Here is a 22,909-nt window from a genome sequence, read left to right on the forward strand (position 1 = left end):
ATTCACCGCGGGAGCTGGGTAGCCAGGACTGGGGCCGGCACCGGCCGTTACCCCGGCAATCCTCGCAAGCTTCGCAAGTCTCGCATTGTCGGCACATCGACGGGGCATTGATCTTCACGGGCCGGATCCTCTTCGTCCAATGATCCGCCGGGACAGCACCGAAACCGCATGAGACCGCATGAGACCGCATGGGGGTTACGCCATGGCCGCAAGGCCTCTCGTCGCGCGGCAGCCGAACGAACGACTGCAGGCGCTCATTCAGGAAGCGGGCTGCTCGAACGCAGGGCTCGCCCGCCGGGTCAACGTGTGCGGGGTCGAGCACGGTCTCGACCTGCGGTACGACAAGACCTCCGTGGCCCGCTGGCTGCGCGGACAGCAACCGCGGGGCCGGGCACCGGCGATCATCGCCGAGGCGCTCGGACGCAAGCTCGGCCGCACGGTCACGATCGACGAGATCGGCATGGCCAACGGCAAGAACCTCGCGTCCGGCGTCGGTCTCCAGTTCTCGCCGACGGTACTGGGGGCCATCGAGCAGGTCTGCGAGCTGTGGCGCAGCGACGTGGGGCGCCGGGACTTCCTGTCCGGTTCCTCCGTCGCCGCCTCGGCGCTCGTCGAGCCCAGCCGGGACTGGCTGATTTCCGCCCCCGACCCCCAGGTGTCGCGTTCGGCGGGACCGCGGGTGGGCCAGTCCGACGTGGCGGCCGTGCGGGCGATGACACAGGCCCTGACGGACCTGGACCACCAGTACGGGAGCGGGCACGTGCGCCCGGTCCTCGTGCACTACCTGAACAGCGTCGTCTCCGGACTGCTGGCCGGCTCCTACCGGGAGGCGGTCGGACGGGAGTTGTTCGCCACGGTCGCGCGACTGACCGAACTGGCCGGATACATGGCCGTCGACACCGGCCAACCCGGCCTCGCCCAGCGGTACTACATCCAGTCGCTGCGACTCGCACAGGCGGCCGGGGACCGCGGCTACGGCGGGTACGTGCTGGCCGCCTCCATGAGCCACCTCGCCGCGCAGCTCGGAAACCCGCGCGAGATCGCCCAGTTGGCGCGGGCGGCCCAGGAGGGCGCACGCGGGCGGGTCACGCCGCGCGCGGAGTCGATGTTCCACGCGGCCGAGGCCCGCGGCCACGCGCTCCTGGGCGACGTCCGGGCGGCCCACGAGGCGGCCGGGCGGGCGGTCGGCGCGATGGAGTCCGACGATCCGGCCGCCGGGGACGACCCGGTGTGGATCGCGCACTTCGACGAGGCCTACCTCGCCGACGAGTTGGCGCACTGCCACCGGGACCTCGGGCAGGCGGACGCGGCCGCCCGTTACGCACGGCAGTCCCTGGACGGGCACCCCGAGTCGCGGGCGCGCAGGCGGGCCATCGGTCATGTGCTGTTGGCCACGGCGCAGGTGCAGCAGCGGGAGATCGAACAGGCCTGCAACACGGCGACGAAGGCGGTGGAACTCCTGGAGACCCTGCGCTCGAACCGGGGCGCCGAGTACCTGGACGACTTCCAGGCCCGGCTCGAGCCGTACCGGGAAGAAGCGGTGGTCAGGGAGTTCGGCGCCCGGCTCGATCTGCAGGCCGCCGTGTGAGCGGACGGGCACGGAATTGAGTGAACACGCGTGAAACTTCGCCGCGGTGAGCGGAAAGGTACATCAACAGCGCGCCGCGGCCTGGTTTTGTTACTGCTGTCACAGGGAAGGAGTTGACGCCCCGGGCGGCGTGGCAGTGGGCTCGGGGGACCCGGTAGCGTGAGCCGACGATTCCGAAGGTCCCCCATTCGTAGGAGTCCCGGTGACGCAGAGTGGACAGGGCGAGGAGCCCTCGGCGCGGCAAGCGCACGAAGGCATCGTGCTGCCCTCGGACGGTGGCGAGCCCTTGCTGCCCGGCCTGGCCGGCACTCCCGTCGGCCCCCAGACCGGTGGCCCCGTGCCCGCCTCGGCGCCGCCCGGCGGTCAGGCCTGGGACCGGCCCTGGGGCCCCGAGCAGCAGCAGGGCCCGCCCCCCGGCCAGGGCTGGCCCACGCCGCCCGGGGCGCAGCCGTGGGGCGCTCCGGAGACCCCGTACCCGCCCGCACCGCCGTCCGCGCAGCAGCCCGCACCGCAGGCCTGGCCGCCCGCACAGGGCGCACAGTCACCGGCCCCCGGCGCGCTGCCGCCGCAGGCCGGACCCGGCCCGCTGCCGCCGGAAGGCGCGCCGCCCCCGTCGTACGGGACGCCTGCGGGCGGCGACCAGTCCTACGGCGCGCAGCCGCCGTACGGACAGCACCAGCACCAGCACCAGCACCAGCAACATCAACGCAAGCAACATCAGCACCAGAGCCAGCACCAGCAGTACCCGCAGCACGGCGCGGGTGTCGCGCCGCTGCCGCCCGCCGACGAGGGCGCCACGCAGTACATACCGCACATACCACCGGTCGGGCCGCCCGCCGACGAGGGGGCCACCCAGTACATACCGCCCATCGCCCCCGCGGGGCCGGGTGCGCTGCCGCCGGAGAGACCCGCGCAGCCGCACGCCGCCGAGTCGACCCAGTACCTCGGCCAGGCACCGCAGTACCCCGTGCAGCCCACGCCCGCCGCACCCGCGCCCCATCCCGACGCCGAGGCCACGCAGTACATCGCGCCCGTGCCCGGCGGCCCCGCCGGTGCCCCGTTCGGTGCCGGGCCCGGCACCGACGAGGGCCGTCAGCCGCCCGCCGAGTTCGACAACCTCTTCCGAGGGGCCCCCGGCGCCGACGGCCCGGCCTCGGCCACCCAGCAGATGCCCCGCTTCGACGCGCCCCAGGCGCAGTACCCCGGCGACCAGTCCATGTACGCCCCGCAGGGCCCGGGCGGCGGCGGTGGCGGTGGCAGGCGGCGCGGGCAGGACGACGGCGGCGGCCGCGGCGGCCGCTCCGGTTCCCGGCTGCCGCTCCTCGCGGCCGTCGGCGTGGGCATCGTCGTCGTCGGGGTCGGCGCCGGAGCGATGATGGCCGGTGGGGGAGAGGACGACGACAAGGGCGGCAACCAGACGGTCTCCGCCACGGCCCCCGCCTCCGAATCCGCGTCCGCCGAGGCCTCCCCGACGGTCGATCCGGTCCGGCAGCAGGCCGTCGAGCTGGACAAGCTGCTCGCCGAGAGCGGCACCGGACGCACCACGGTGATCAACGCCGTGGGTGACGTGAAGACCTGCGACAAGCTCCCCCAGGCGGCCAAGGACCTGCGCGAGGCCGCCAAGCAGCGCAGCGGGCTGGTCGACAGCCTCTCCAAGCTGTCCGTGGACAAGCTGCCCCAGCACACCGAGCTGACGACCGCGCTCACCAAGGCGTGGCAGGCCTCCGCGTCGGCCGACAACCACTACGCGGCCTGGGCCGACCGGACGGCCGGCAAGAAGGGCTGCAAGAAGGGCAAGGCCGCCACCCAGCCCACGGCGGCCACGCGGGCGAGTGGCACGGCCACCAAGGAGAAGGCCAAGGCCGCGACGCTGTGGAACGCCATCGCCAAGAAGTACGGCCTGACCGAACGCCAGCCGACCCAGCTCTGAGCCGGCCCGCCCGGGCGCCCGTCCCGCCGGACGGCCCCCGGGCCCCCAGGCTCTCCCTCAGGCCACGTCCGCGTTCTGCAGGGTGCGGGTGGTGTCCACGGCGCCGTCGCGGGCCGAGACCAGGCGGCCCTCCCGTACGACCTGGAGGGTGACGTCGGCGTTGATCAGGCGGGGGAAACCGACCGAGGCCAGCTTGTCGGCGAACGTCCACCGGAGGCCGGGCGTGAGACCGCCCGTGCCGATCTCCGGGCCGTCGTCGAGGGCCCGGCGGACGGTGTCGGCGCTCACCTCGCCGTCGCCGAGCGACTCGACGACCTGCTTGAGCACGGTGTACGCGATCCAGGTCGTCTGCACCCCGGCGTCGGCCGCGTCGACGTCGTTGTCCCCGAACGCCTGCTCCTTGATCAGCCGCTTCAGGCCGTCCCAGGCCGGGTCGCTCACCGAGGGGTACCAGCCGGTGACGTACGCCCCTTCGTAGGGCCCGGACGCCCCGCCGCTCGCGTTGATCGTCGTCTGGTCCACGCTGCCGAGCACGGTCGCCGTCCGTACGTCGGTACGGTCCCCGCGGGCACGCCGGAAGGAGTCCATGAAGGTGCCGGTGCGGTCCCCGAGGACGGGCACCACGCACCCCGGCTCCGCCACGTTGCCGCCGCCGCGCGCCAGTGCCCGCTCGGCCTGGTCGTCGTACGCGGTGGCGTCCTCGGCCGCCCGCTGGTCGTGGGACCGCTCGTGCCCGCCCGAGGCCAGCCCCGAGTCCAGCAGCGCGGGCAGCTGGTCGCCCGCGATCGTGTCGGGGCGGACCAGCGTGACCGGCCCGCAGGAGTCGGCGAGCGCGCTGCCGAGCCCCGCGAGCAGAGCCGGCTGGCCCCCGTTGACCGGGTACGACAGCGGACTGGTGAACTCCGTGTTGGTGAGGCCGTACCCGCCGATGTACGGGATGCGGGCGCCTTCGAGGATGGGGAAGAACGAGTCGGCGTACTGGCTGTAGGAGCCCACCACGGCGACCGCGTTCTCCTTGACGGCACGGCGGGCGCACTTCGCGGCGGCCACGCTGTCGTTGTGGTCGTTGCAGGTCAGGACGTTGAGCTTGCGGCCGCCGAGGCCGCCCTGGGCGTTGATCGAGCGGGCGTACGCCTGGGCGAGCGCGGGCATGCCCGGCTTGTTGGTCGCGCCGGTGTCCTGCGGCGCCCAGGTCATGACGGTGATCGGGTCGTCCCCGGAGCCCCCCGTGGCACCGGGGACGACCCCGCAGCCGACGGCGAGTGACGCGCACGCCACCAGCGCGCCCGCGGACAGGGCGCCGGTGCGGGTGGCCCGGGAGCGGCCGCGGGGGCCGCCGGGGGGAGTGCTGCGGATGGGTCGCCTGCCGGTCATGTGCCCGCACGATTCCGTCACCCGGCCAACCGGGGAGTGACCTGCGGTCAACACGTGGTGACGCGGAGGTGAATTGCGGGCGCCGACGGGGCGCGGAAAAGAGGAACGTAGGATCGATGACCGTGCAAGGTTCGGAGAACTCTTCCCGTCGCGGCCGTCGCTCCACCACCATGGGCGGCATGCCACTCAACGACATGCCGTGGTGGCGCTGGCGCAGTCAGGTGCGCTCCGCGCTGCACATGCTCTCCGCCCCCGCCTTCCAGCACGACGTCTGGCTGGCCGGCGTCGACGGCTACGGGGACGTCACCGACGCCGTGTACCGCCTGGTGGAGGACACCTGGCTGGACCACTGGTCGGCCGAGAAGTACGTGGGCACGGTCTTCCGCGACTCGCAGGAGGCGGCGCTGGTCGACACCGCCGTGCTGCGGGTCCTGCGGATCATGCACCAGGTCGGGCCGGACGCACCGGTGACCGCGTACCTGGAGCACGCGGACTGGCCGGAGGCGGTGCGCGCGGCGCGCGACGCGCACGTACGGCTGGCCACCAGCGACGGCGAGGACCCGGAGGCGCAGCCGCGCACGCTCGAGGTGCTGCAGATCATGACCCGGTCCGCCTGACGGGACGGCACGCGGTCCGGGAGGCCGGATATGGGACCCTGTGCTGCATGAACGCGCAGTCCTCCGCCGCCGTCCCCCCGGCCGACCAGTACGTCCTCACCCTGTCCTGCCCCGACAAGCAGGGCATCGTGCACGCCGTCTCGAGCTACCTGTTCATGACCGGCTGCAACATCGAGGACAGCCAGCAGTTCGGGGACCACGACACGGGTCTGTTCTTCATGCGGGTCCACTTCTCGGCCGGCGAGCCGGTGACGGTGGACAAGCTGCGCGCCAGCTTCACCGCGATCGGTGACGCCTTCCACATGGACTGGCAGATCAACCGGGCCGACGCCAAGATGCGCATCGTGCTCATGGTGAGCAGGTTCGGTCACTGCCTGAACGACCTGCTCTTCCGCGCCCGGATCGGCGCGCTGCCCGTGGAGATCGCCGCCGTGGTGTCCAACCACACCGACTTCGCGGAGCTGGTGGGGTCCTACGACATCCCCTTCCACCACATCCCGGTGACGAAGGACACCAAGGCGGAGGCCGAGGCCCGGGTCCTGGAGATCGTGCGCGAGGAGAACGTCGAACTCGTGGTGCTGGCCCGCTACATGCAGGTCCTCTCGGACGACCTGTGCAAGGCGCTCAGCGGCCGGATCATCAACATCCACCACTCCTTCCTGCCGAGCTTCAAGGGCGCGAAGCCGTACCACCAGGCGCATGCGCGGGGAGTGAAGCTGATCGGCGCGACGGCGCACTACGTGACGGCCGACCTCGACGAGGGGCCGATCATCGAGCAGGAGGTCGAGCGGGTCGGTCACGACGTCACGCCCGACCAGTTGGTGGCGGTCGGGCGTGACGTGGAGTGCCAGGCGCTGGCGCGGGCCGTGAAGTGGCACGCGGAGCGGAGGATCCTGCTCAACGGCCGCCGGACGGTCGTCTTCGCCTAGGGCCTGTCCCACAGGCCCCGGACGATCGGCGGTCACCTCGGTCACTTCGGGTCGCTGTTGAACTTCGAGGTCGCCCAGACGTAGCCGAGCGCGGTGAGGGCGAGGCACCAGACGAGGGCGAGCCATCCGTTGTGCCCGATCTCGGTGCCGAGGAGGAGTCCGCGCAGGGTCTCGATGGCGGGCGTGAAGGGCTGGTACTCGGCGATCGGCTGGAACCAGCCCGGCATCGAGTCGATGGGGACGAAGGTGCTGGAGATCAGCGGGAGGAAGATCAGCGGCAGCGCGTTGTTGCTGGCGGCCTCGGCGTTCGGGCTGATCAGGCCCATCCCGACGGCGATCCAGGTCAGCCCCAGCGTGAAGAGCAGGAGCAGCCCGAAGGCCGCGAGCCACTCCAGGGCGGTGGCGTCCGAGGAACGGAAGCCGATGGCCAGGCCGACGGCGCCGACGAGGACCACGCTCATGATCGACTGCAGCACGCTGCCGATGACGTGCCCGACGAGTACCGAGCCGCGGTGGATGGGCATGGTCCGGAAGCGGGCGATGATGCCCTCGGTCATGTCGTTGGAGACGGAGACCGCGGTGCCGACCGTGGTGGAGCCGATGGTCATCAGGAGCAGACCCGGCACCAGGTAGGAGACGTAGTCGGAGCGGTCGCCGCCGCCGATGCCGGCGCTCATCGCGTCGCCGAAGACGTAGACGAAGAGGAGCAGCAGCATGATCGGCGTGAGTAGGAGATTGAGGGTGAGGGAGGGGTAGCGGCGGGCGTGCAGCAGGTTGCGGCGCAGCATGGTGGAGGAGTTGCGCGCGGCGAGACCGAGGGTGCTCATCGGACCGTCTCCTTCGGCTGGTGGGTCTGGGCGGGAACGGTGATGGTGAGGGCGAAGAAGACGTCGTCGAGGTCGGGGGTGTGGACGGTGAGTTCGTCGGCGTCGATGCCGGCGTCGTCGAGGCGGTCGAGGATGGTGCGCAGGTCGCGTTGGCTGCCGTTGCTGGGGATCTGGAGGGTGAGGGAGTCGTCGTCGGGGGTGCTGTCGGGCAGGGCGGTGGTGGCGTCGCGGTAGGTGGTGGGGTCGGTGAAGCGGAGTCGGACGTGGCCGCCGGGGACGATGCGTTTGAGTTGTTCGGCGGTGCCTTCGGCGGCGATCTTTCCGTCGTGGAGTACGGCGATGCGGTCGGCGAGTTCGTCGGCCTCGTCCAGGTACTGGGTGGTGAGGAAGACGGTGACGCCGCCGGTGACGAGTTCGCGGATGATCTGCCACATGGTGTGGCGGGAGCGCGGGTCCAGGCCGGTGGTGGGTTCGTCGAGGAAGATGATGCGGGGGTCGCCGACCAGGGTCATGGCGATGTCCAGGCGGCGTTTCATGCCGCCGGAGTAGGTGGAGGCGGGCTGGTGGGCGGCCTCGGTGAGGTCGAAGCGCTCCAGCAGTTCGGCGGCGACCCGCCGGCCCTCGCGCCGGGGGAGCAGGTGCAGGTCCGCCATGAGGAGCATGTTCTCCTCGCCGGTGATCAGACCGTCCACGGCGGAGAACTGACCGGTGACCCCGATCGCGCCGCGCACGGCCTGCGGGTCGGCGGCGAGGTCGTGGCCCGCCGACGCGGATGTCACCGGCGTCGGCGGTCACGAGGGTGGAGAGGATCTTGACGGCGGTGGTCTTGCCGGCGCCGTTCGGGCCGAGCAGGGAGAAGACCGTTCCTTCGGGGACGGCCAGGTCGATGCCGTCGAGGACGGTCTTGTCGCCGTAGGACTTGCGCAGTCCGTTCGCGGTGATGGCCAGGCTGGTCATGACTGCTGCTCCTCAGAGGCTGCGGGCGGTGATGTCGCCGTGGGCCGTGGTCGCGTGGAAGGTCAGGTCCGGGGTGCCGTCGGTGTTCCTGAGCGCGTTGTGGACGCGGCCGTAGGAGGTCCCGGCGTCCAGGGAGGCGGAGACCCCGGCGGCGGCGCCCACCGAGAGGTCGCCGGACCCGGTGCGCAGCACGACCTCGCCGCTGACGGCCTCGGCGATCCGGATGTCGCCCTTCTCGGTGCGGATGTCGCCGGGGCCGTCCAGACGGCCGACCGAGATGTCACCGGCGGCGGTGGTGAGGCGGACGCTCGCGGCCTCGTCGAGCTTGACCGGGCCCTGCGCGCCCTCGAAGCCGACGTCACCGAGCCGTCCGACGCCCCGGAACTCGGCGGCTGCCGCCTTGGCCTCGACGCGGGACCCGGCGGGCAGCCGGACCGTCACCTCGACGGCGCCGGAGGCGCCCATGAACTGGTGCTTCACCGGGGTCTCGATCCGCAGGACGCCGTCGCCGTACTCGACCCTGGTCTCCTCGGCCACCTTCACGTCACGCCCCTTCGAGGCGTCCGCGGGCAGGACCTCGACCGTGGTGTCGGTCCGGTCGGCGGCGATGAACCGGATGCGGCCCGCAGGGACGTCGAGGAGAGCGGAGATCGGGGCGGGGGTGTCGAAGGTCTGCATGGTGGTCTCCCGTGTTCGTTGCCGTCGTTCTTTCTGACATGAGAAACGCTACGTTGCGTTCAAGAATGTCTCAACACACTTGTTGCGATGAACTATTAACTGCGCAGTTCAGAAGCGCTATTTCGTTGCAACGGTTTGCGAAGTAACGCAACGTCAGCCCAGTTGTCGTTGCAATGAAGTGAGAGTGAACGCTATAGTCGGGAGCGTCAGGGGACGCGAAGGAGATCACGATGCCGGGCGGCAGGCTCACTCAGCAGGAACGTCAGCAGATCGCGCTGGGGCTGGCCGACGGCCTCGCCTACGCGGAGATGGCCAGGCGCCTCGACCGCCCCACCTCGACGATCACGCGTGAGGTGATGCGCAACGGCGGCCCCACCGCGTACCGTGCGGACCTCGCCCACCGGGCCACCGAGCGCCGCGCCCACCGGCGCAGGCAGGCGGCTCCCCGGGGGCCGCAGGCGCTCGCACCGGCCCACGGGCGGGACGCCGAAGCCGTGCGCGAGTACGAGGAGACGCTGACCACCGTCTTCATACAGCAGGGCACGCCGAAGATGATGGCCCGGGTGATGGCGTGCCTCTGTCTCAGCGACACCGGCAGCCTCACCGCGTCCGAACTCGTCCGGCACCTCCAGGTCAGCCCGGCGTCCGTCTCCAAGGCGGTCGCGTTCCTCGACGAGCAGGGCCTGATCCGCCGGGAACGCGACGCGTCGCGCCGCGAGCGCTACGTCATCGACGACGACGTCTGGTACCAGTCCATGGTCGCCAGCGCCCGCGGCACCCTTCTGGTGGCCGAAACCGCACGTCAGGGCGTCGGCGTGCTGGGCTCCGGCACCCCGGCGGCCGAGCGCCTGGAGAGCATCGCCCGCTTCCTCGACTTCATCTCCGAGAGCATCATCCGGGCCGCGGACCAGGCCCGCGAGGTCCTCCACACGACGCCCGCCGCGCCCCCGGAGGGCGACGCTACATCCGGCTCAGACCGGCCGCCGCGAACAGGACGTCCCTGATCGCCTCCCGGTCCCCGACCTGACCCGCCGCCGCCTCCGCCGGAGGCACATGACCCGCCGCCAGTCGGCAGAACTCCACACCGTCCAGGGCGACATGCGCCACCTCGTGGTCGGCCGAGCCCACCGCGCCGGGGGAGTCCAGCGGGATGAGCCACTCGCCGCCGCCCGAGCCCTCGATCTCCAGCCGCAGGCTGCGCCCCGGCTCACCCGCGGCGACCAGGTGCGGACCGCCGCCGGGCGTGGCCAGACCGGCCCGGCGACGGGCCGCGAGGGCGCCCGGCAGCATCCGGGCGGCGAGGTCGATCATGCCGTTGAGATGGCGCGCGGACGGCGGCTCGTACGGATAGTCCACGGCCTCGGCGATGTCCTCCGCGTGCACCCAGCACTCGAACGCCCGGTCCAGCATCGCGTCCCGCAACGGCAGCTCGAAGTCGCCGTACGAGACCGGCATCCCGCCCGCGTCGCCGGTGAACGCCACCGTCCGGACGATGCTGTGGCTCTGCTCGCGCCAGGGCGCCCGCACCGCGCGGGTGGGCGGGTAGTGCGAGGCCCGCCAGTACGCCTCCGTGCGGGCGGCCGGTGCGTGGCTGGGCGCGGTGATGTCGCCCAGCGGGTCGTCGAGGCCCAGGCCGACCGCGACCGTGCCGTCGACCGTCAGCAGGTGCGCGATGACCCCGGCGACGGTGGTACGGCGGCTCGCGGCGCCGTCGTCCTCGAACCAGCGCAGCCGGACCGGGGCGTGCCACTCGGCGTCCCCGAAGTCCTGGAGCAACGCGTCGAGGCGCGCGGTCTCCGCGTCGTAGGAGGCGGCCCACCCGGGCACCGGGATACGGGGCGGACGCCGCTCCAGGCAGCCCTCCAGGACCCGGGTGCGCAGAGCGGGGTCCAGGTCGAGGCTCTCCGGCCGCTGGAGCAGCGTGACGGCCTCGCGCAGACGCAGCGCCTCGTCGGCGCAGCTGTCGCACTCCCCGAGGTGCTCCTCGACGGCCGCCGCCTCCTGCGCCGAGCAGGCGGCCAGCGCCCACGCGCCGAGCAGCGAGGTCAGCACCTGGTGCTCCAGTGCGACCGGTGCCGCCTCGGGCAGTGCCCGCCCGCCGTCCTCGACGGAGGCACGGGGCAGCGGTATGCGCGCCCCGGTGCCGGTGCCCCCGGCATCGTCCTCGCCGTTCTCGCCGTTCCCGTCGTACGCCTTCATGCCGCACCCCCGTACCCGGGCGGAGCGCCGGGTGGGTGCGGGGCGGTGCCGGCGTCGCGGGCGGTGGACAGGAGCTGGAGGCCCAGGCGGAGGCGGCGGCGCGCCTCGTCCTCCGTGACACCGAGGTCGGCGGCGGTCTGGCGGTAGTCGCGGCGCTGGAAATAGGCCAGCTCCAGCGCGGCGCGCAGGGGAGCCGGCATGGACTGGACGATGTAGTCGGCGCGGGCGGCGACCGAGGCGTGCCGCACCTTGGTCTCCAGCTCCTCCGCGGTACCGGAACCGCCCCGCACGAGGGCCGCGGTCTCGGTGGCGCGCAGCCGCTGGACGGCGAAACGGTGGGTGAGGGTGGCGATCCAGGTCCGCAGCGGGCCCTGCCGGGGGTCGTAGGCGTCGGGGTGCTCCCAGACGTGCGCGAAGACGTCGCGCGTGAGGTGGTCGGCGGCCCGCTCGTCGTCGAGTACGCGGTGCGCCAGGCCGTGCACCAGCGAGGCGAACCGGTCGTACAGCTCGCCCAGGGCGGCGGCCTCCCCGCGCGCGAGCCGCTGCTGCATCTTGCGGTCCCAGCGCTGCGGCACGTCCCTCTTCGCCATGCGGTCCCTCCACCCCCTCCTCGGTCCCAGCCTGCGGCCACCCGCTCCCCGAATGTAGTCGGCACGTCCGACCGCGCACGCCCCTTTGTTCCAATGTGCGCCCCCGGACGGCCGGAGGTGATATGCGCCTCCACTACCCTCTATCGTGCGACCAAACTCGATCGAACAGGATCGAAACCGTCTGAAACGAGCCACTTCCGACCGGCCACCGTTTCCGCCGCGGCGTTTGCGGGAACGGCCGGTGGGCAGGCGCGCCGCCAAGAAGCGTAGGCACGGCTTCCGTTTCGGGTGAATTCCGAAGGTTCCAGACGTTCCGGCGAAGGAAGGGCATGGTGGTGACGTTCAACGTGACCGGCGGTGAGCGGGGCCAGTGGGCCGTGCTCCAGGTGTCGGGCGAACTGGACCTGGTGACGTCACCGGTGCTGCGGCAGCGCGTGCACGACGAGGTGGCGGAGGGGCGGCACAGCCTCGTCCTGGACCTCTCCGACGTCCTGTTCTGCGATTCCAGCGGGGTCGGCGTCCTCATCGCGTCCCGGCGGCTCATCCGCTCATGCCAGGGCAGGCTGCGCCTGATACTGCCCGCCCAGGGCGCCGTCGACGGCTCCCACGTCAACCGGGTCCTCGGCGCGCTGGGAGTGCGCCGGCTCTTCGACTGCCACCCCGACCTCGCCTCGGCGACCGGGGACGAGTCGCGGCCTCTTTCCGCGTAGGCCGCGTCCGGCGTCGTACGCTCCGGGCGAGACGTACCCCGAACACCGACGTGAGGCGGCCGGAGAGACCATGGTCAACAGCGAGTACGAGCGCAGGATCGCCGCGCGGTTCACCACCTTCGACCAGGACGGCAACGGCCACATCGACCGTTCCGACTTCAGCGGGGCGGCCAAGGCCCTGCTCGCCGAGTTCGGCGTCGCCGCCCGCTCAGACAAGGGCCAGGCCCTGTACGGCGGTGCCGAGGCGCTCTGGCAGGGCCTGGCCGGCATCGCCGACCGGGACGGCGACCAGCGCATCACCCGCGAGGAGTTCGTCACCGGGGCGGTCAAGCGGCTGCGGGACAAGCCCGACCGGTTCGCCGAGATCGCCCGCCCCTTCCTGCACGCCGCCCTCGACGTCGCCGACACCGACGGTGACGGAGCGGCCACCGTCGCGGACACCGCGCGGGCGCTGACCGCGTTCGGCGTGCCCGAGGACCTCGCCCGGCAGGTCGCCGCCGCGCTCGACACGGACGGCGACGGCAAGGTGGGGGAGGCGGAGATCGTCCCGGCCTTCGCCCGCTACTTCACGGTGCCCGAGTAGCACGTACCGGGCAGCCGCGTCCGGAGCAGCCGCGTCCGGAGCAGCCGCGTCCGGAGCAGCCGCGTACCGGGGCAGTGCCTACCGGAGCTGCGCATACCGCGGCGGTGCCCGCCCGGGTGTCGCCGATCGTGGCAATACGGCATCACAGAGCGTTGATACCGGGTTGTGTCCGCCGAGTCGCCCGTTACGGCCCGGAGTCGGTGCCCCGCTCCGGTACCTTGTGTGGGATGCGAGTGGTCCCGAGCGCCAGCCGTGCCGGAGTTGCCCCTGGGGCGGCTCCGGAACCGGCGGTGTGCGCCTTGCCCCGCAGGGCGGAACGGCCGTCGGCCGCCGCCTGTTCGACTCCTCGGAACGCGCGTCGCACAGTATGCCGCACGCGTACTCCTTCGCGCTGGAATATGCCCGAAGCGCTTGTTGCCGTGACTGTACGTCAACCATGCTGTCCCACAAGGGATTCACGTTCCGTGAACCCTGCCCAGGCCGTTGTTCTGGCCATGCTGGAAATGGCTACGATCGTGGCCCTCATGAGGCGCGAGCCTTGGTGTCCGCCGGTTCGGATGGTGTGAGCGGTGCAGGTGCTTCAAGTGCAGCTGGAGGTCCGTCCAGACCCCTCGGAAGTGGGGCGTGCCCGGCGTTGGGCGCGTTCGCGGCTCGCCGGATCGGGGATACGGGCCGACGAACCACTCGCCGAGACGCTGGTGCTGCTCGTCTCCGAACTCGTCACCAACGCCGTGGTGCACACCGGGCGTTCGGCGGTGCTGCGGCTGGTGCTGCCGGGCGCGGTGACCGAGGAGACGGAGGAGGCCACCGTCCGCCTCGAGGTGGACGACGCCAGCGACCGGGCCCCCGTGCCCCGTTGTGCGGGCGGCGAGTCGACGGGCGGCCGGGGCCTCGCCCTCGTGGACGGCCTCGCCGACCGCTGGGGCTGGAGCCGGGAGGGCACCGGCAAGCGCATCTGGTGCGAACTGGACCGGCGCGCCGCGGGCGAGGAGGCCCCGCCCGTCTGCGGGAGCGGCGGCGGCGCGGTGGCGTACGAGGGATTCGCGTACGAAGTGGTGTGACGGCCGTGCGCCGGGGTGTGCTTCCGTGCGCGTCCCCGGCGAAGCGGGACACATGAGGAAAACTCCCCCGCCGGTTGACGGATCGTGACCGTTTCCTCACGCTTGTAGGCACGATTCGCCGCGAGGGGACGACGAGGGCCCGGTGACGGGGCCCTCGACGAGCGTGGGTCGTGTCGGCGGCGGTTCCCTCGGGGGCGACGGGAGCCGGGCGGGAGCGCCGGAGTCGGGTGGCGGCGCGCGATGCCGTGCTCGGGGCGGACAACGCCGCGCCGCCGGCCGACGAGACCCGGGACGGATCCCGCTCGTTCTCCGCTCATTCTCCACAGGCTGTGGACAACTCCGCGCGGAAGGTCCGCCGGTACCCGGTCGGCGTGACCCCGAGCGCCGCCTGAAGATGCTGCCGCATTGACTGGGCCGTGCCGAATCCCGCGTCCTGGGCGACCTGGTCGACCGACAGCGCGGTGGATTCCAGCAGGTGCCGGGCCCGTTCGACGCGCTGCCGGGTGAGCCACTGGCCCGGGCTGACGCCGACCTCCTCGCGGAAACGGCGGGTGAAGGTGCGTACCGACATCGACTCCTGGGCGGCCATGTCCCGCAGCTGGATCGGCTCGTGCAGACGGCCGAGCGCCCACGCGCGGGCCGCCGTCGTGGACGACTGCTGCGGATCGGGCACCGGCCGCTCGATGTACTGGGCCTGCCCGCCGTCCCGGTGCGGCGGTACGACGGTGCGGCGGGCCACCTCGTTGGCGACGGCGGTGCCGTGGTCCCGGCGCACGATGTGCACGCAGAGGTCGATCCCGGCCGCGACCCCGGCCGAGGTGAGCACGTCGCCGTCGTCGACGAACAGCACGTCGGCGTCCACCCGCACCTTCGGGAACAGCCGCTGGAAGTGCTCGGCGGAGGCCCAGTGCGTGGTCGCCGGGCGGCCGTCCAGAAACCCCGCCGCGGCCAGGACGAACCCGCCCGTGCAGATCGCGACGAGCCGGGTGCCGGGCCGCACGTGGACCAGCGCGGCGCTCAGCTCCCCGGTCAGCACGCCCTCCTCGTAGACCGGGCCCAGCTCGTAGGAGGCGGGGACGACGACCGTGTCCGCGGTGGCCAGCGCCTCGGGGCCGTTCTCGACCATGATCGCGAAATCGGCGTCCGTGGCGACCGGGCCCGGCGGCCGGACCGAGCAGGTGACGACCTCGTACAGCGGGCGCCGGTGCTCGTCCCGGGCGAGGCCGAAGATGCGCGACGCGATGCCCAGCTCGAAGGGGAGCAGGCCGTCGAGCGCGAGGACGACGACACGGTGCGGACGGCCGGGGGCGCCGGGGGTGCTGGGGGAATCGGGGGCCATGGCCCGATCCTAGCGAATGGTGTCCTTCGGGCCACTCGCCCGAGCGGGACCCGCTGCGGAGACTCATGACGTGACCCAGACAACCGACGCCGACGCCTCCGCAGCCCCAGCCGCATCCGCATCCGAGCAACAGCCGGAGCCCACCCGGCCGGGCCGCCGCACCCGGGCGCACCGCGCTTGGTGGGTCGCCGCCGTCACCTTCGTGACGATCATCGGGGCCGCCGCCTTCCGCTCCCTGCCCGGCATCCTCATCGACCCGCTCCACCAGGAGTTCGGCTGGTCGCGTGGCACGATCGGGGCCGCCGTCTCCGTCAACCTCGCGCTCTACGGGCTGACCGCGCCGTTCGCCGCCGCGCTGATGGACCGCTTCGGCATCCGGCGGGTGGTCGCCGTCGCCCTGATGGTGATCGCCCTCGGCTCGGGCCTGACCGTGTGGATGGACTCCGCCTGGCAGCTCATCCTGTGCTGGGGCCTGCTGGTCGGCCTCGGCTCCGGCTCGATGGCCCTGGCCTTCGCCGCCACCGTCACCAACCGCTGGTTCACCGAGCGGCGCGGCCTGGTCACCGGCGTCCTCACCGCCGCGTCCGCCTCCGGGCAGCTGATCTTCCTGCCGCTGCTGTCCTGGATCGTCGAGACGTACGACTGGCGTCCGGCGGCCGTCACCGTCGCGCTGGCCGCCCTGGCCGTCGTCCCCTTCGTCTGGCTCCTCCTGCACGACCACCCGGCCGACGTCGGCCAGAAGCCGTACGGCGCCGAGGAGTTCGTACCCAAGCCCGCCCCCGTGCCCGGCGCCGCCCGCCGTGCCCTGACGGTCCTGTCCTCCGCCGTGCGCACCGGACCGTTCTGGCTGCTGGCCGGTACCTTCGCGATCTGCGGCGCCTCCACCAACGGCCTGATCCAGACCCACTTCGTGCCCGCCGCCCACGACCACGGCATGCCGATCACCGCCGCGGCCTCGCTGCTCGCCGTCATCGGCGTGTTCGACGTGGTCGGCACGATCGCCTCCGGCTGGTTCACCGACCGCTTCGAGCCGCGCCGCCTGCTCGCCGTGTACTACGCCCTGCGCGGCGTCTCCCTGCTCTTCCTCCCCATGCTGCTCGCGCCGAGCGTCCACCCGCCGATGATCTTCTTCATCGTCTTCTACGGCCTCGACTGGGTCGCCACCGTCCCGCCCACCCTCGCCCTGTGCCGCGAGCACTACGGCGAGGACAGCGCGATCGTCTTCGGCTGGGTGCTGGCCTCCCACCAGGTGGGCGCCGCCCTCGTCGCCTTCCTCGGCGGCATGGCCCGCGACAGCTTCGGCTCCTACGACGTGGTCTGGATCGCCTCCGGCGCGTTGTGCGCGGCGGCGGCGCTGATGGCACTGGTGATCCGGCGGCGGCCGGTTCCGGTGGCCGCGGTGGTCTGAGCGGGCCGTAGGGTGCGGGGATGGGGCGGGGAAGGGTGGGGGAGCCCGGCGGTCGTCAGCGGCCTGCCCGGCAGAACGACGACTGGAACCGGGCGATCGCGCTGTGCGCGGGGCAGGCGCCGCTGGTGTGGCTGGCGTGGTGGTTCACCATGGAGGCGGGCCGGGACGACTACGACTACGACTACGACTACGGCGGCGGCTTCCTGGGCTTCCTGGGCTTGCTCTGCGTGCCGTTGCTCCTGCCGTTTGTCGGCCTCCTCCACGCGGCCGTGCAGATCGCACCCGCCGCCGCCCTGGCCCGCCTGCGGCCCCGCACCTCACCCGGCCCCGAGTGGGTCTGGCACCTGGCCGGGTCCGTACTGATCGGCGCCGGCTGGTCGCTGCTGGGACGCGTGCTGTGGGGGTGGCCGGTCGGCGACACCCTCCCCTGGTTCGCCGGGGTCGGCGTCCTGCCGGTGCTGATCCTCCGCTCACTGCGCGGACGACCGTGGGGAGGATGCGGCGTCTGGCTCGGTTCGGCGGGCGCGAGCGTCGTCCTCCTCGTGGTGTGCGGCCTGTCGGCGGCCGCCCTGGCCGACGACTACGAGCCGCCCGCGCTCTCCGACGGGCAGCTCGCCGGGGAGTGGCGCGGAGACCACGGGGCCGTACTGCGGCTGACCTCGGGCGGCCGGGCCGAGCTGACCAGGGTCCCGGCCGAGGCCGACTTCGGAACTGACGGGGACTACACCACGTGCAGTGGCACCGGCACCTGGACGCGCGGCGTGAAGGGCGACCGTGACGGCGTCCTCGTGCGCCTCGACGGCGAGTGCGGCGAGCAGACGCTCTGGACGATCGGCGGCACCGAGCGCGAACCCGAGCTGTCCGCGCTGTTCGGCGACCCGGACGCCGGTGACCTGCAGATCCTCACCCAGGACTAGGGCCTGTCCGGCGGATCATGCCGCAGACGCGGGGTCTGGCACGCCCATCTGCCGCGTTGTCGTCACTCTCCCCCACTCTCGGCTTCTCCCCCACGCTCGACTGCGCTCGCGCGGGGGACCCCCATGAGCGGGAGGGGCCCCCACCGCTCCGCGTCGACTCCCTCCTCCGCCTTGCAGCTGCACGCACCAGACCCCGCTCACCAGCGCCGACGAGGCACCGCGTCTTTCCTGCGACCTGATCCGCCGGACAGGCCCTAGCCCGGCAGCCGCGACACCCGCCCCGCCCCCCTTTTCGCGCTCTTCGCGACCGCCCCGGCGATCCGCTCCGCGTCGGTCGCCAGCTCGCGGAGCATGCCGCTGATGGGGTTGGTGAAGCCGGTGAAGTACAGGCCGGGCGCGGCGGCCGGGGTGCGGCCCCCGTGGGCGACCGGTCGTCCGGTGCCGTCGAGGACGCCGAGGTGTCCGACCAGCCCCTCCAGGCCCCGCCGGTACCCCGTGGCCGCGATCACCGCGTCCGGGGCGATGCGGGTGCCGTCGGCCAGCAGCACCTTGCCGTCCTCGAAGCCGTCCATCGCGGCGACGACCTCCACCCGGCCGGAGCGCACCGCGTCGATCAGGCCCACGTCCTGCACCGGGATGGCACCCTCGGCCACCCGGCTGTAGAGCCCGGTGTCGGGACGCGGCAGCCCCTGCGCCGACAGGTCGGGCACGCTGATCCGCGCCAGCGGGCGGGCCAGCCGGTCCACCAGGGCGACCGGCAGCCGCCGGCACAGCACACCGGTGTACTGGGCGGCCCACCCGGCGGTCGAGCGCCGGACGATGTGCGGCGCCGTGCGCACCGCGAGCCGCACCCGGGCGGCCCCGCCCTCCACCAGGTCCACGGCGATCTCGGCGCCGGTGTTGCCCACCCCGACCACCAGGACGTCCCGGCCGGCGTACGGGGCCGGGGCGCGGTAGTCGGCGGCGTGCCGGAACTCGCCGGTGTAGGTGTCCCGGCCGGGCCAGTCCGGGACGCGCGGGGTGTGGTTGTAGCCGGTGGCGACCACCACCGCGGCGCCGGTCAGCTCCCGGCCCCCGGCGGCGTGCAGCAGCCAGCCGGTCCCGTCGGGCGCGCGCTCGACGCGGTAGACCTCGACGCCGGTGACGATCTCCAACTGGTGGTACTCGGCGTACTTCTCCAGGTACCGCACCACGTCGTCCCGGGCCACCCACCGTCCGAAACGGCGCGGGATCGGCAGGCCGGGCAGCGCCGACAGGCGGCGGGTGGTGTGCAGCCGCAGCCGGTCGTAGTGGCCCCGCCACGAGGAACCGACGTGGTCGGCCCGCTCCAGGACCACGGCCCGCAATCCGCGGGCGCGCAGCGCGTGGGCGACGGCGAGACCGCCGGGACCGGCGCCTATGACGTACACGGGACGGTCCGCGGGGTGGGCGGGCCGCTGCGGATCAGCGGACACTGTGGAGTCGGCCATGCGGCGAGCGTAATCGCGCCCCCGGTTGATGGGTCTCGGTCAAGACCGGAATCGGTTGCGGATCGGTCACGACCGGGACGGGTCGGCTTGAATGGCCGGATGGCCCACACACCGATGTACACCCTCGACCCCGCCCTCCTCTCCCGTACCGAACCGCGTGGACACGGCCTGCGCCTGGGCGCCTGGGACGCCGCCTCGGACGCCGACGCCCAGACGTGGCTGCGCGGCCACCTGGACCCCGACTTCCAGCGCTGGAACACGCCGCTCAAGCGGTGGACCGACCTCGCCGGGGCCCGCGAGTCGCTGCGCGGGCGGGCGCGGGACGCGGCGGACGGCAGGTCGGCGTCGTTCCGGATCGCCGACGACGGGAGCGGTACGACGCTGGGGCACATCGGCCTCGGCGAGATCAGCAGGCAGCTGAGGACGGCCCGGGTCGGCTACTGGGTGCTCCCCGAGGCCCGGGGCCGGGGCGTCGCCACCCGGGCGCTGCTCCTCGCCTCGCGCTGGGCCTACGCCGAACTCGGCCTGCACCGCCTGGAACTGGGCCACGCCGTGGGCCACGACGCCTCCTGCCGGGTCGCCGAACGGAGCGGCTACGTCGCCGAGGGAACCCTGCGCGAGGCGATGTTCGAGGCCGGCCGGCACGACGCGTTCCGGGACGTGCACCTGCACGCCCGGCTGGCGACGGACGAGGAGCCGACGCCGCCCGGCGTCCGGTGAGCACGGCACACGGAGTACGGCTCACGGCCACAGCAACCGCCGGTCCCAGCCCTCCTCCTGCGTCCGCCGGTAGGCCAGCCGGACATGGCGCCGGCGGGCCTCGCCCTGGAAGAACTCCACCTCGTCGGGGCGCAGCCGGTACAGCGTCCAGGACGGGACCGGGGCGTCCGGTTCCCGCTCGGCCCGCTCCCAGGCCGCCCCGGAGGCGCGGGCCAGTTCGTCCGCCGAGCCCAGCTCCGCGCTCTGCCGGCCGGTCAGCGCGGCGGCCAGTGCGCCGGTCGACCGCGCGTGCAGATCGGCCCGCGCCTGCTCGGCCGGGGCGAGGGAGACCGGTCCGCGCAGCCGCACCTGGCGGCCCAGCACCGGCCAGTAGAAGACGAGCGCGGCGTACGGGCGGGCGGCGAGCTGGCGGCCCTTGCGGCTGTCGGCGTGGGTGGCGAAGGCCCAGCCGGCCGCGTCCGCGCCGTGCAGCATCACGATGCGCGCGTCCGGCAGGCCCTCGGCGTCCGCCGTCGCCAGCGACACCGTGTGCGGCTCGCGTTCCCCGGCCGCGACCGCCTCGGCGAACCACCTGGCGAACAGCTCCAGCGGGTCGCCGGGCGCGCCGGCCGGGTCGAGGGGCGGCAGTTCGGTGACCGCGGGGTCCCACACCCGCAGCGACCTCAGCAGCTCGTGCAGATCGGTTCCCATGCCTGCCCGGGGCTCACACGGAGCCGAGGTCGGAGGAGACCCAGCGTTCGGGGCGCATCCGGACGACGACCTGCTCACCGTGGTTGGCCGAGGCGAAGGCGACGTAACCGTCGACCTTCTCCGCCGGGAGATAGCGCGCGGACATCTCCCGCAGGTGCTCCTCGGTCGCGGTGGCGGTCTCGACGACCGGCCCCTCCACCGACACATAGCGAATGGTGGGCTCCAGCCGGTCGACCATCAGTGAGAACCGGCCCGCCTTGCTGATCAGCCGGTTCTTGCGGCTGTCGAGGCCCGTGATGATCCACACCTCGCCGCCGGGCTCGTACTGGTACCAGATCGGCACGGTCAGCGGGGCGCGGCCCGCCCCCGCGTCGACCGCGAGCGCGGCGATGTGCGGCTCGGCCAGGAACGTCTCACGCTCTTCGCGGGTCAGGGCCACGGCAATCTCCTCCAGCGGATGCGGATACGGATGCGTGCGGGTACGGATGCCGGACACAACGTCGGCCGGGCGGGCGGCTGTTCCCCGGCCGGGGACGTCACGGGTGCCGAACTTCGAGGCGCTGGACGTCGTGCCGGTGCGGCCGCGGGGCCGGGGCACGGTCGCCGAGTTCGAGCGGTCGGCCGACGGGGGCGAAAGGCTGGAGGTGCGGAGGTGCGGAGGTGCGGAGGTGCGACGGGCGGCGACGCGGCGCAGATGACAGGCTGCCGCGCGGCGTACTACTTGGCGGGCTTCTTTCCGGTGATGCCGAGATACGTCAACAGGGCGAGATGAGGCTTGAGTTCAGCCTGTTTCACACCCCACGAGGAGAAGCCCTTCTGGTGCGAGGCGGCGGCCGCGAGCATGACGACCAGTGATCCGGCGATCGCCGCGGGGTTCACGTCCTTGTCGACCTTGCCCTTTGCCTGGAGATCGGCGACGGAATCCGTGAGGGGTGAATTCACCGAGTTAAGGATCTTCATGCGGATTTTGGCGAATCGCTTGTCGCCCTCCGCCGCGCCGAGATCCACCACGCGCAGAATGGCGTCGTTCTTCCGCCAGAACTCCAGGAATCCGTCGACGAGTTCCTGTGCCGTCTGCCAGCCGGCCTTGCCGACCCACGAGCGGCCCGCCGTCAGCTCGGCCAGCGAGGAACTCTCGGCGGCCATGCGCTCGGCGATCTCCAGTACGGCGCCCTCGACGTCCGGGAAGTACTGGTAGAAGGTCGCGGGCGACGTGCCCGCCTTGCGGGCGACATCGATGACTTTGACATCGCGATAGGGGGAGGAGCTGAGCATTTCGCTGAGGCAGTCGAGCAGTTTCTGCCTGGTCGCCTGCCCACGCCGACCGGCCACGCGGCCGTCGACGGTACGCACTTGTCCTGTCATGCCGTCAGCTTACCGACGGGTGATCCGAGCGCGATTCGGCCGACTGCAAATGGGGTGCGGGACGGGAAAGTGACTGGTGTGCCTGGTCTGCGCGGTGCGCGTGACGCGGTTACTTTGACGGCATGGCCGAAAACGGGGCATTCGAGAAGAGGCGGGAGGGCGTCCCCTGCTGGGTGGACGCCCAGCTCTCCGACGTGGAGGCGGGCAGGCGTTTCTACGGCGAGCTGTTCGGCTGGACCTTCCAGGAGGAAGAGGAGGGGGAGCCCGAGGAGAGCCCCTACCGGGCGGCGGGGGAGTCCGTACGGGCGTGCCTGGACGGGGAGCCGGTCGCCGGGCTGGTCCGCAAGACGGACGGCCGGATGCCCACCGTGTGGTCCGTGTACTTCCACACCCCGGACGCCGCCGCCCTCACCGCGCGGATCCGGGCGGGCGGCGGTCAGGTCGTCACCCCGCCCCACCCGCTCGGCGACCTGGGCACCGCCGCCCTCGCCGCCGACCCCGACGGTGCGGTCTTCGGGCTCTGGCAGCCGGGCCGCCGTACGGGCTTCGGGCGCCGGCGCGAGCCCGGCACGTTCGCCTGGGCCGAGCTGTACACCCGGGACACCGAGGCCGCCAACGCCTTCTACGGCGACCTGTTCCACGAGGCGCTCTTCGGCCCGGACGCGTCCCCCGACTTCGGCCGCGCCCGGGTCTCCGACGTCTTCCCCGCCGAGATGCCGCCGCACTTCCTCGTCCACTTCCTGGTCGAGGACGTGGACGCCGGGGTCGCGGCGGTGGCCCGGCTCGGCGGACGGGTGCGGGTGCCGCCCTTCGGGACGTCGTACGGGCGGGTGGCCGTGGTCTCGGACGACCAGGGGGCGTCGTTCGCGCTGCTGCGACGCTGAACGGCGGGTTCTTTGCCCGGAATCAGGCAAGACACCCCGATTGTCGCCAGGTTCGCCACCAGCGCCTCGGACAG

At 72.7% G+C, this 22,909-nt stretch carries 22 protein-coding genes and 1 pseudogene; 12 read left to right on the forward strand and 11 right to left on the reverse strand.

Translation table 11 applies throughout. The annotated features are described in order from the left end of the window. The first annotated feature begins 202 nt into the window (after positions 1-202). The gene (locus ACZ7MF_RS01310; RefSeq protein ID WP_471473828.1) at positions 203-1,588 is read left to right on the forward strand and encodes a transcriptional regulator; all 1,386 of its coding nucleotides are present in this window, start codon (positions 203-205) and stop codon (positions 1,586-1,588) included. A 259-nt stretch (positions 1,589-1,847) separates the two neighbouring features. Beyond that, positions 1,848-3,518 carry a hypothetical protein gene (locus ACZ7MF_RS01315; RefSeq protein ID WP_471475162.1) on the forward strand — a complete coding sequence of 557 codons (1,671 nt, stop codon included), beginning with the start codon at positions 1,848-1,850 and terminating at the stop codon, positions 3,516-3,518. A gap of 57 nt (positions 3,519-3,575) precedes the next feature. Here ACZ7MF_RS01315 and ACZ7MF_RS01320 read toward each other — a convergent pair whose 3' ends face one another. Beyond that, the gene (locus tag ACZ7MF_RS01320) at positions 3,576-4,892 is read right to left on the reverse strand and encodes an ABC transporter substrate-binding protein (RefSeq protein WP_471473830.1); all 1,317 of its coding nucleotides are present in this window, start codon (positions 4,890-4,892) and stop codon (positions 3,576-3,578) included. 116 nt (positions 4,893-5,008) lie between these two features. Between ACZ7MF_RS01320 and ACZ7MF_RS01325 the strand changes: the two genes are divergently transcribed. Together ACZ7MF_RS01325 and purU are read left to right on the forward strand one after the other, a co-directional pair. After that, the gene (locus tag ACZ7MF_RS01325; RefSeq protein ID WP_471473831.1) at positions 5,009-5,509 is read left to right on the forward strand and encodes an SCO4402 family protein; all 501 of its coding nucleotides are present in this window, start codon (positions 5,009-5,011) and stop codon (positions 5,507-5,509) included. 47 nt (positions 5,510-5,556) lie between these two features. Beyond that, on the forward strand, positions 5,557-6,438 hold the full coding sequence (purU, locus tag ACZ7MF_RS01330; protein ID WP_471473832.1) for a formyltetrahydrofolate deformylase: 882 nt from the start codon (positions 5,557-5,559) through the stop codon (positions 6,436-6,438). Positions 6,439-6,479: 41 nt separating this feature from the next. Here purU and ACZ7MF_RS01335 read toward each other — a convergent pair whose 3' ends face one another. From ACZ7MF_RS01335 to ACZ7MF_RS01345, 3 genes and pseudogenes are all read right to left on the reverse strand, one after another. Then, a complete protein-coding gene (locus ACZ7MF_RS01335; RefSeq protein ID WP_471473834.1) occupies positions 6,480-7,265 on the reverse strand; it encodes an ABC transporter permease in 786 nt (261 codons plus the stop codon). Beyond that, positions 7,262-8,153: pseudogene (locus ACZ7MF_RS01340) on the reverse strand (ATP-binding cassette domain-containing protein). Before ACZ7MF_RS01340 ends, ACZ7MF_RS01335 begins: the two are co-directional and overlap by 4 nt. 81 nt (positions 8,154-8,234) lie before the next feature. Continuing rightward, positions 8,235-8,900, reverse strand: a complete 666-nt coding sequence (locus ACZ7MF_RS01345) for a DUF4097 family beta strand repeat-containing protein (protein ID WP_471473835.1) — start codon at positions 8,898-8,900, stop codon at positions 8,235-8,237. 230 nt (positions 8,901-9,130) lie between these two features. Between ACZ7MF_RS01345 and ACZ7MF_RS01350 the strand changes: the two genes are divergently transcribed. Continuing rightward, the gene (locus tag ACZ7MF_RS01350) at positions 9,131-9,904 is read left to right on the forward strand and encodes a GbsR/MarR family transcriptional regulator (protein ID WP_471473837.1); all 774 of its coding nucleotides are present in this window, start codon (positions 9,131-9,133) and stop codon (positions 9,902-9,904) included. Here the strand turns inward: ACZ7MF_RS01350 and ACZ7MF_RS01355 are convergent. Beyond that, the gene (locus tag ACZ7MF_RS01355) at positions 9,861-11,099 is read right to left on the reverse strand and encodes a zf-HC2 domain-containing protein (RefSeq protein ID WP_471473838.1); all 1,239 of its coding nucleotides are present in this window, start codon (positions 11,097-11,099) and stop codon (positions 9,861-9,863) included. The genes ACZ7MF_RS01350 and ACZ7MF_RS01355 overlap by 44 nt on opposite strands. Further along, positions 11,096-11,689 carry a sigma-70 family RNA polymerase sigma factor gene (locus ACZ7MF_RS01360; protein WP_356855655.1) on the reverse strand — a complete coding sequence of 198 codons (594 nt, stop codon included), beginning with the start codon at positions 11,687-11,689 and terminating at the stop codon, positions 11,096-11,098. The genes ACZ7MF_RS01355 and ACZ7MF_RS01360 overlap by 4 nt, the downstream gene beginning before the upstream one ends. Positions 11,690-12,018: 329 nt before the next feature. Between ACZ7MF_RS01360 and ACZ7MF_RS01365 the strand changes: the two genes are divergently transcribed. From ACZ7MF_RS01365 to ACZ7MF_RS01375, 3 genes are all read left to right on the forward strand, one after another. Then, complete coding sequence (locus ACZ7MF_RS01365) at positions 12,019-12,399, forward strand: STAS domain-containing protein (protein WP_356855653.1); 381 nt, start codon at positions 12,019-12,021, stop codon at positions 12,397-12,399. Between the two features lie 70 nt (positions 12,400-12,469). Then, positions 12,470-12,982, forward strand: coding sequence for a calcium binding protein CalD (gene calD / locus ACZ7MF_RS01370; RefSeq protein ID WP_471473839.1), 513 nt, complete (start codon positions 12,470-12,472; stop codon positions 12,980-12,982). 584 nt (positions 12,983-13,566) lie between these two features. Beyond that, positions 13,567-14,043, forward strand: a complete 477-nt coding sequence (locus tag ACZ7MF_RS01375; RefSeq protein ID WP_471473841.1) for an ATP-binding protein — start codon at positions 13,567-13,569, stop codon at positions 14,041-14,043. Between the two features lie 313 nt (positions 14,044-14,356). On the opposite strand, the gene ACZ7MF_RS01380 is transcribed toward ACZ7MF_RS01375, so the two are convergent. Then, the gene (locus ACZ7MF_RS01380; protein ID WP_471473842.1) at positions 14,357-15,382 is read right to left on the reverse strand and encodes a GlxA family transcriptional regulator; all 1,026 of its coding nucleotides are present in this window, start codon (positions 15,380-15,382) and stop codon (positions 14,357-14,359) included. Between the two features lie 70 nt (positions 15,383-15,452). On the opposite strand from ACZ7MF_RS01380, the gene ACZ7MF_RS01385 reads away from it, so the two are divergent. Both ACZ7MF_RS01385 and ACZ7MF_RS01390 read left to right on the forward strand, forming a co-directional pair. Further along, a complete protein-coding gene (locus ACZ7MF_RS01385) occupies positions 15,453-16,790 on the forward strand; it encodes an MFS transporter (RefSeq protein ID WP_471473843.1) in 1,338 nt (445 codons plus the stop codon). Positions 16,791-16,810: 20 nt separating this feature from the next. Continuing rightward, the gene (locus ACZ7MF_RS01390) at positions 16,811-17,707 is read left to right on the forward strand and encodes a hypothetical protein (protein ID WP_471473844.1); all 897 of its coding nucleotides are present in this window, start codon (positions 16,811-16,813) and stop codon (positions 17,705-17,707) included. A 254-nt stretch (positions 17,708-17,961) separates the two neighbouring features. On the opposite strand, the gene ACZ7MF_RS01395 is transcribed toward ACZ7MF_RS01390, so the two are convergent. After that, on the reverse strand, positions 17,962-19,176 hold the full coding sequence (locus ACZ7MF_RS01395) for a flavin-containing monooxygenase (protein ID WP_471473846.1): 1,215 nt from the start codon (positions 19,174-19,176) through the stop codon (positions 17,962-17,964). Between the two features lie 99 nt (positions 19,177-19,275). Here ACZ7MF_RS01395 and ACZ7MF_RS01400 point away from each other — a divergent pair, with 99 nt between their 5' ends. After that, the gene (locus tag ACZ7MF_RS01400; RefSeq protein WP_471473847.1) at positions 19,276-19,896 is read left to right on the forward strand and encodes a GNAT family N-acetyltransferase; all 621 of its coding nucleotides are present in this window, start codon (positions 19,276-19,278) and stop codon (positions 19,894-19,896) included. 21 nt (positions 19,897-19,917) lie between these two features. On the opposite strand, the gene ACZ7MF_RS01405 is transcribed toward ACZ7MF_RS01400, so the two are convergent. The 3 genes from ACZ7MF_RS01405 to ACZ7MF_RS01415 all read right to left on the reverse strand — a co-directional run bounded on the left by ACZ7MF_RS01405 (position 19,918) and on the right by ACZ7MF_RS01415 (position 21,939). Further along, positions 19,918-20,586, reverse strand: a complete 669-nt coding sequence (locus ACZ7MF_RS01405; RefSeq protein ID WP_471473848.1) for a pyridoxine/pyridoxamine 5'-phosphate oxidase — start codon at positions 20,584-20,586, stop codon at positions 19,918-19,920. A 13-nt stretch (positions 20,587-20,599) separates the two neighbouring features. Continuing rightward, the gene (locus ACZ7MF_RS01410; protein WP_471473850.1) at positions 20,600-21,025 is read right to left on the reverse strand and encodes a pyridoxamine 5'-phosphate oxidase family protein; all 426 of its coding nucleotides are present in this window, start codon (positions 21,023-21,025) and stop codon (positions 20,600-20,602) included. 278 nt (positions 21,026-21,303) lie between these two features. Continuing rightward, positions 21,304-21,939, reverse strand: coding sequence for a TetR family transcriptional regulator (locus ACZ7MF_RS01415; protein WP_356855703.1), 636 nt, complete (start codon positions 21,937-21,939; stop codon positions 21,304-21,306). A gap of 134 nt (positions 21,940-22,073) precedes the next feature. Between ACZ7MF_RS01415 and kbpA the strand changes: the two genes are divergently transcribed. Further along, positions 22,074-22,835, forward strand: a complete 762-nt coding sequence (gene kbpA, locus ACZ7MF_RS01420) for an AfsK-binding protein KbpA (protein ID WP_471473851.1) — start codon at positions 22,074-22,076, stop codon at positions 22,833-22,835. Positions 22,836-22,909: the final 74 nt, after the last annotated feature.

It is taken from the genome of Streptomyces sp. NPDC111628, assembly GCF_055635195.1.

Bases quoted from the DNA above. Each gene is read 5' to 3' on its own strand.
- ACZ7MF_RS01390 (WP_471473844.1), top strand. From the start codon at position 16,811: ATGGGGCGGGGAAGGGTGGGGGAGCCCGGCGGTCGTCAGCGGCCTGCC.
- ACZ7MF_RS01355 (WP_471473838.1), bottom strand. From the start codon at position 11,099: ATGAAGGCGTACGACGGGAACGGCGAGAACGGCGAGGACGATGCCGGG.
- ACZ7MF_RS01350 (WP_471473837.1), top strand. From the start codon at position 9,131: ATGCCGGGCGGCAGGCTCACTCAGCAGGAACGTCAGCAGATCGCGCTG.
- ACZ7MF_RS01320 (WP_471473830.1), bottom strand. From the start codon at position 4,892: ATGACCGGCAGGCGACCCATCCGCAGCACTCCCCCCGGCGGCCCCCGC.
- ACZ7MF_RS01360 (WP_356855655.1), bottom strand. From the start codon at position 11,689: ATGGCGAAGAGGGACGTGCCGCAGCGCTGGGACCGCAAGATGCAGCAG.
- ACZ7MF_RS01400 (WP_471473847.1), top strand. From the start codon at position 19,276: ATGGCCCACACACCGATGTACACCCTCGACCCCGCCCTCCTCTCCCGT.
- ACZ7MF_RS01335 (WP_471473834.1), bottom strand. From the start codon at position 7,265: ATGAGCACCCTCGGTCTCGCCGCGCGCAACTCCTCCACCATGCTGCGC.
- ACZ7MF_RS01345 (WP_471473835.1), bottom strand. From the start codon at position 8,900: ATGCAGACCTTCGACACCCCCGCCCCGATCTCCGCTCTCCTCGACGTC.
- ACZ7MF_RS01395 (WP_471473846.1), bottom strand. From the start codon at position 19,176: ATGGCCGACTCCACAGTGTCCGCTGATCCGCAGCGGCCCGCCCACCCC.
- ACZ7MF_RS01325 (WP_471473831.1), top strand. From the start codon at position 5,009: ATGACCGTGCAAGGTTCGGAGAACTCTTCCCGTCGCGGCCGTCGCTCC.
- ACZ7MF_RS01310 (WP_471473828.1), top strand. From the start codon at position 203: ATGGCCGCAAGGCCTCTCGTCGCGCGGCAGCCGAACGAACGACTGCAG.
- ACZ7MF_RS01380 (WP_471473842.1), bottom strand. From the start codon at position 15,382: ATGGCCCCCGATTCCCCCAGCACCCCCGGCGCCCCCGGCCGTCCGCAC.
- purU (WP_471473832.1), top strand. From the start codon at position 5,557: ATGAACGCGCAGTCCTCCGCCGCCGTCCCCCCGGCCGACCAGTACGTC.
- ACZ7MF_RS01405 (WP_471473848.1), bottom strand. From the start codon at position 20,586: ATGGGAACCGATCTGCACGAGCTGCTGAGGTCGCTGCGGGTGTGGGAC.
- ACZ7MF_RS01365 (WP_356855653.1), top strand. From the start codon at position 12,019: ATGGTGGTGACGTTCAACGTGACCGGCGGTGAGCGGGGCCAGTGGGCC.
- kbpA (WP_471473851.1), top strand. From the start codon at position 22,074: ATGGCCGAAAACGGGGCATTCGAGAAGAGGCGGGAGGGCGTCCCCTGC.
- calD (WP_471473839.1), top strand. From the start codon at position 12,470: ATGGTCAACAGCGAGTACGAGCGCAGGATCGCCGCGCGGTTCACCACC.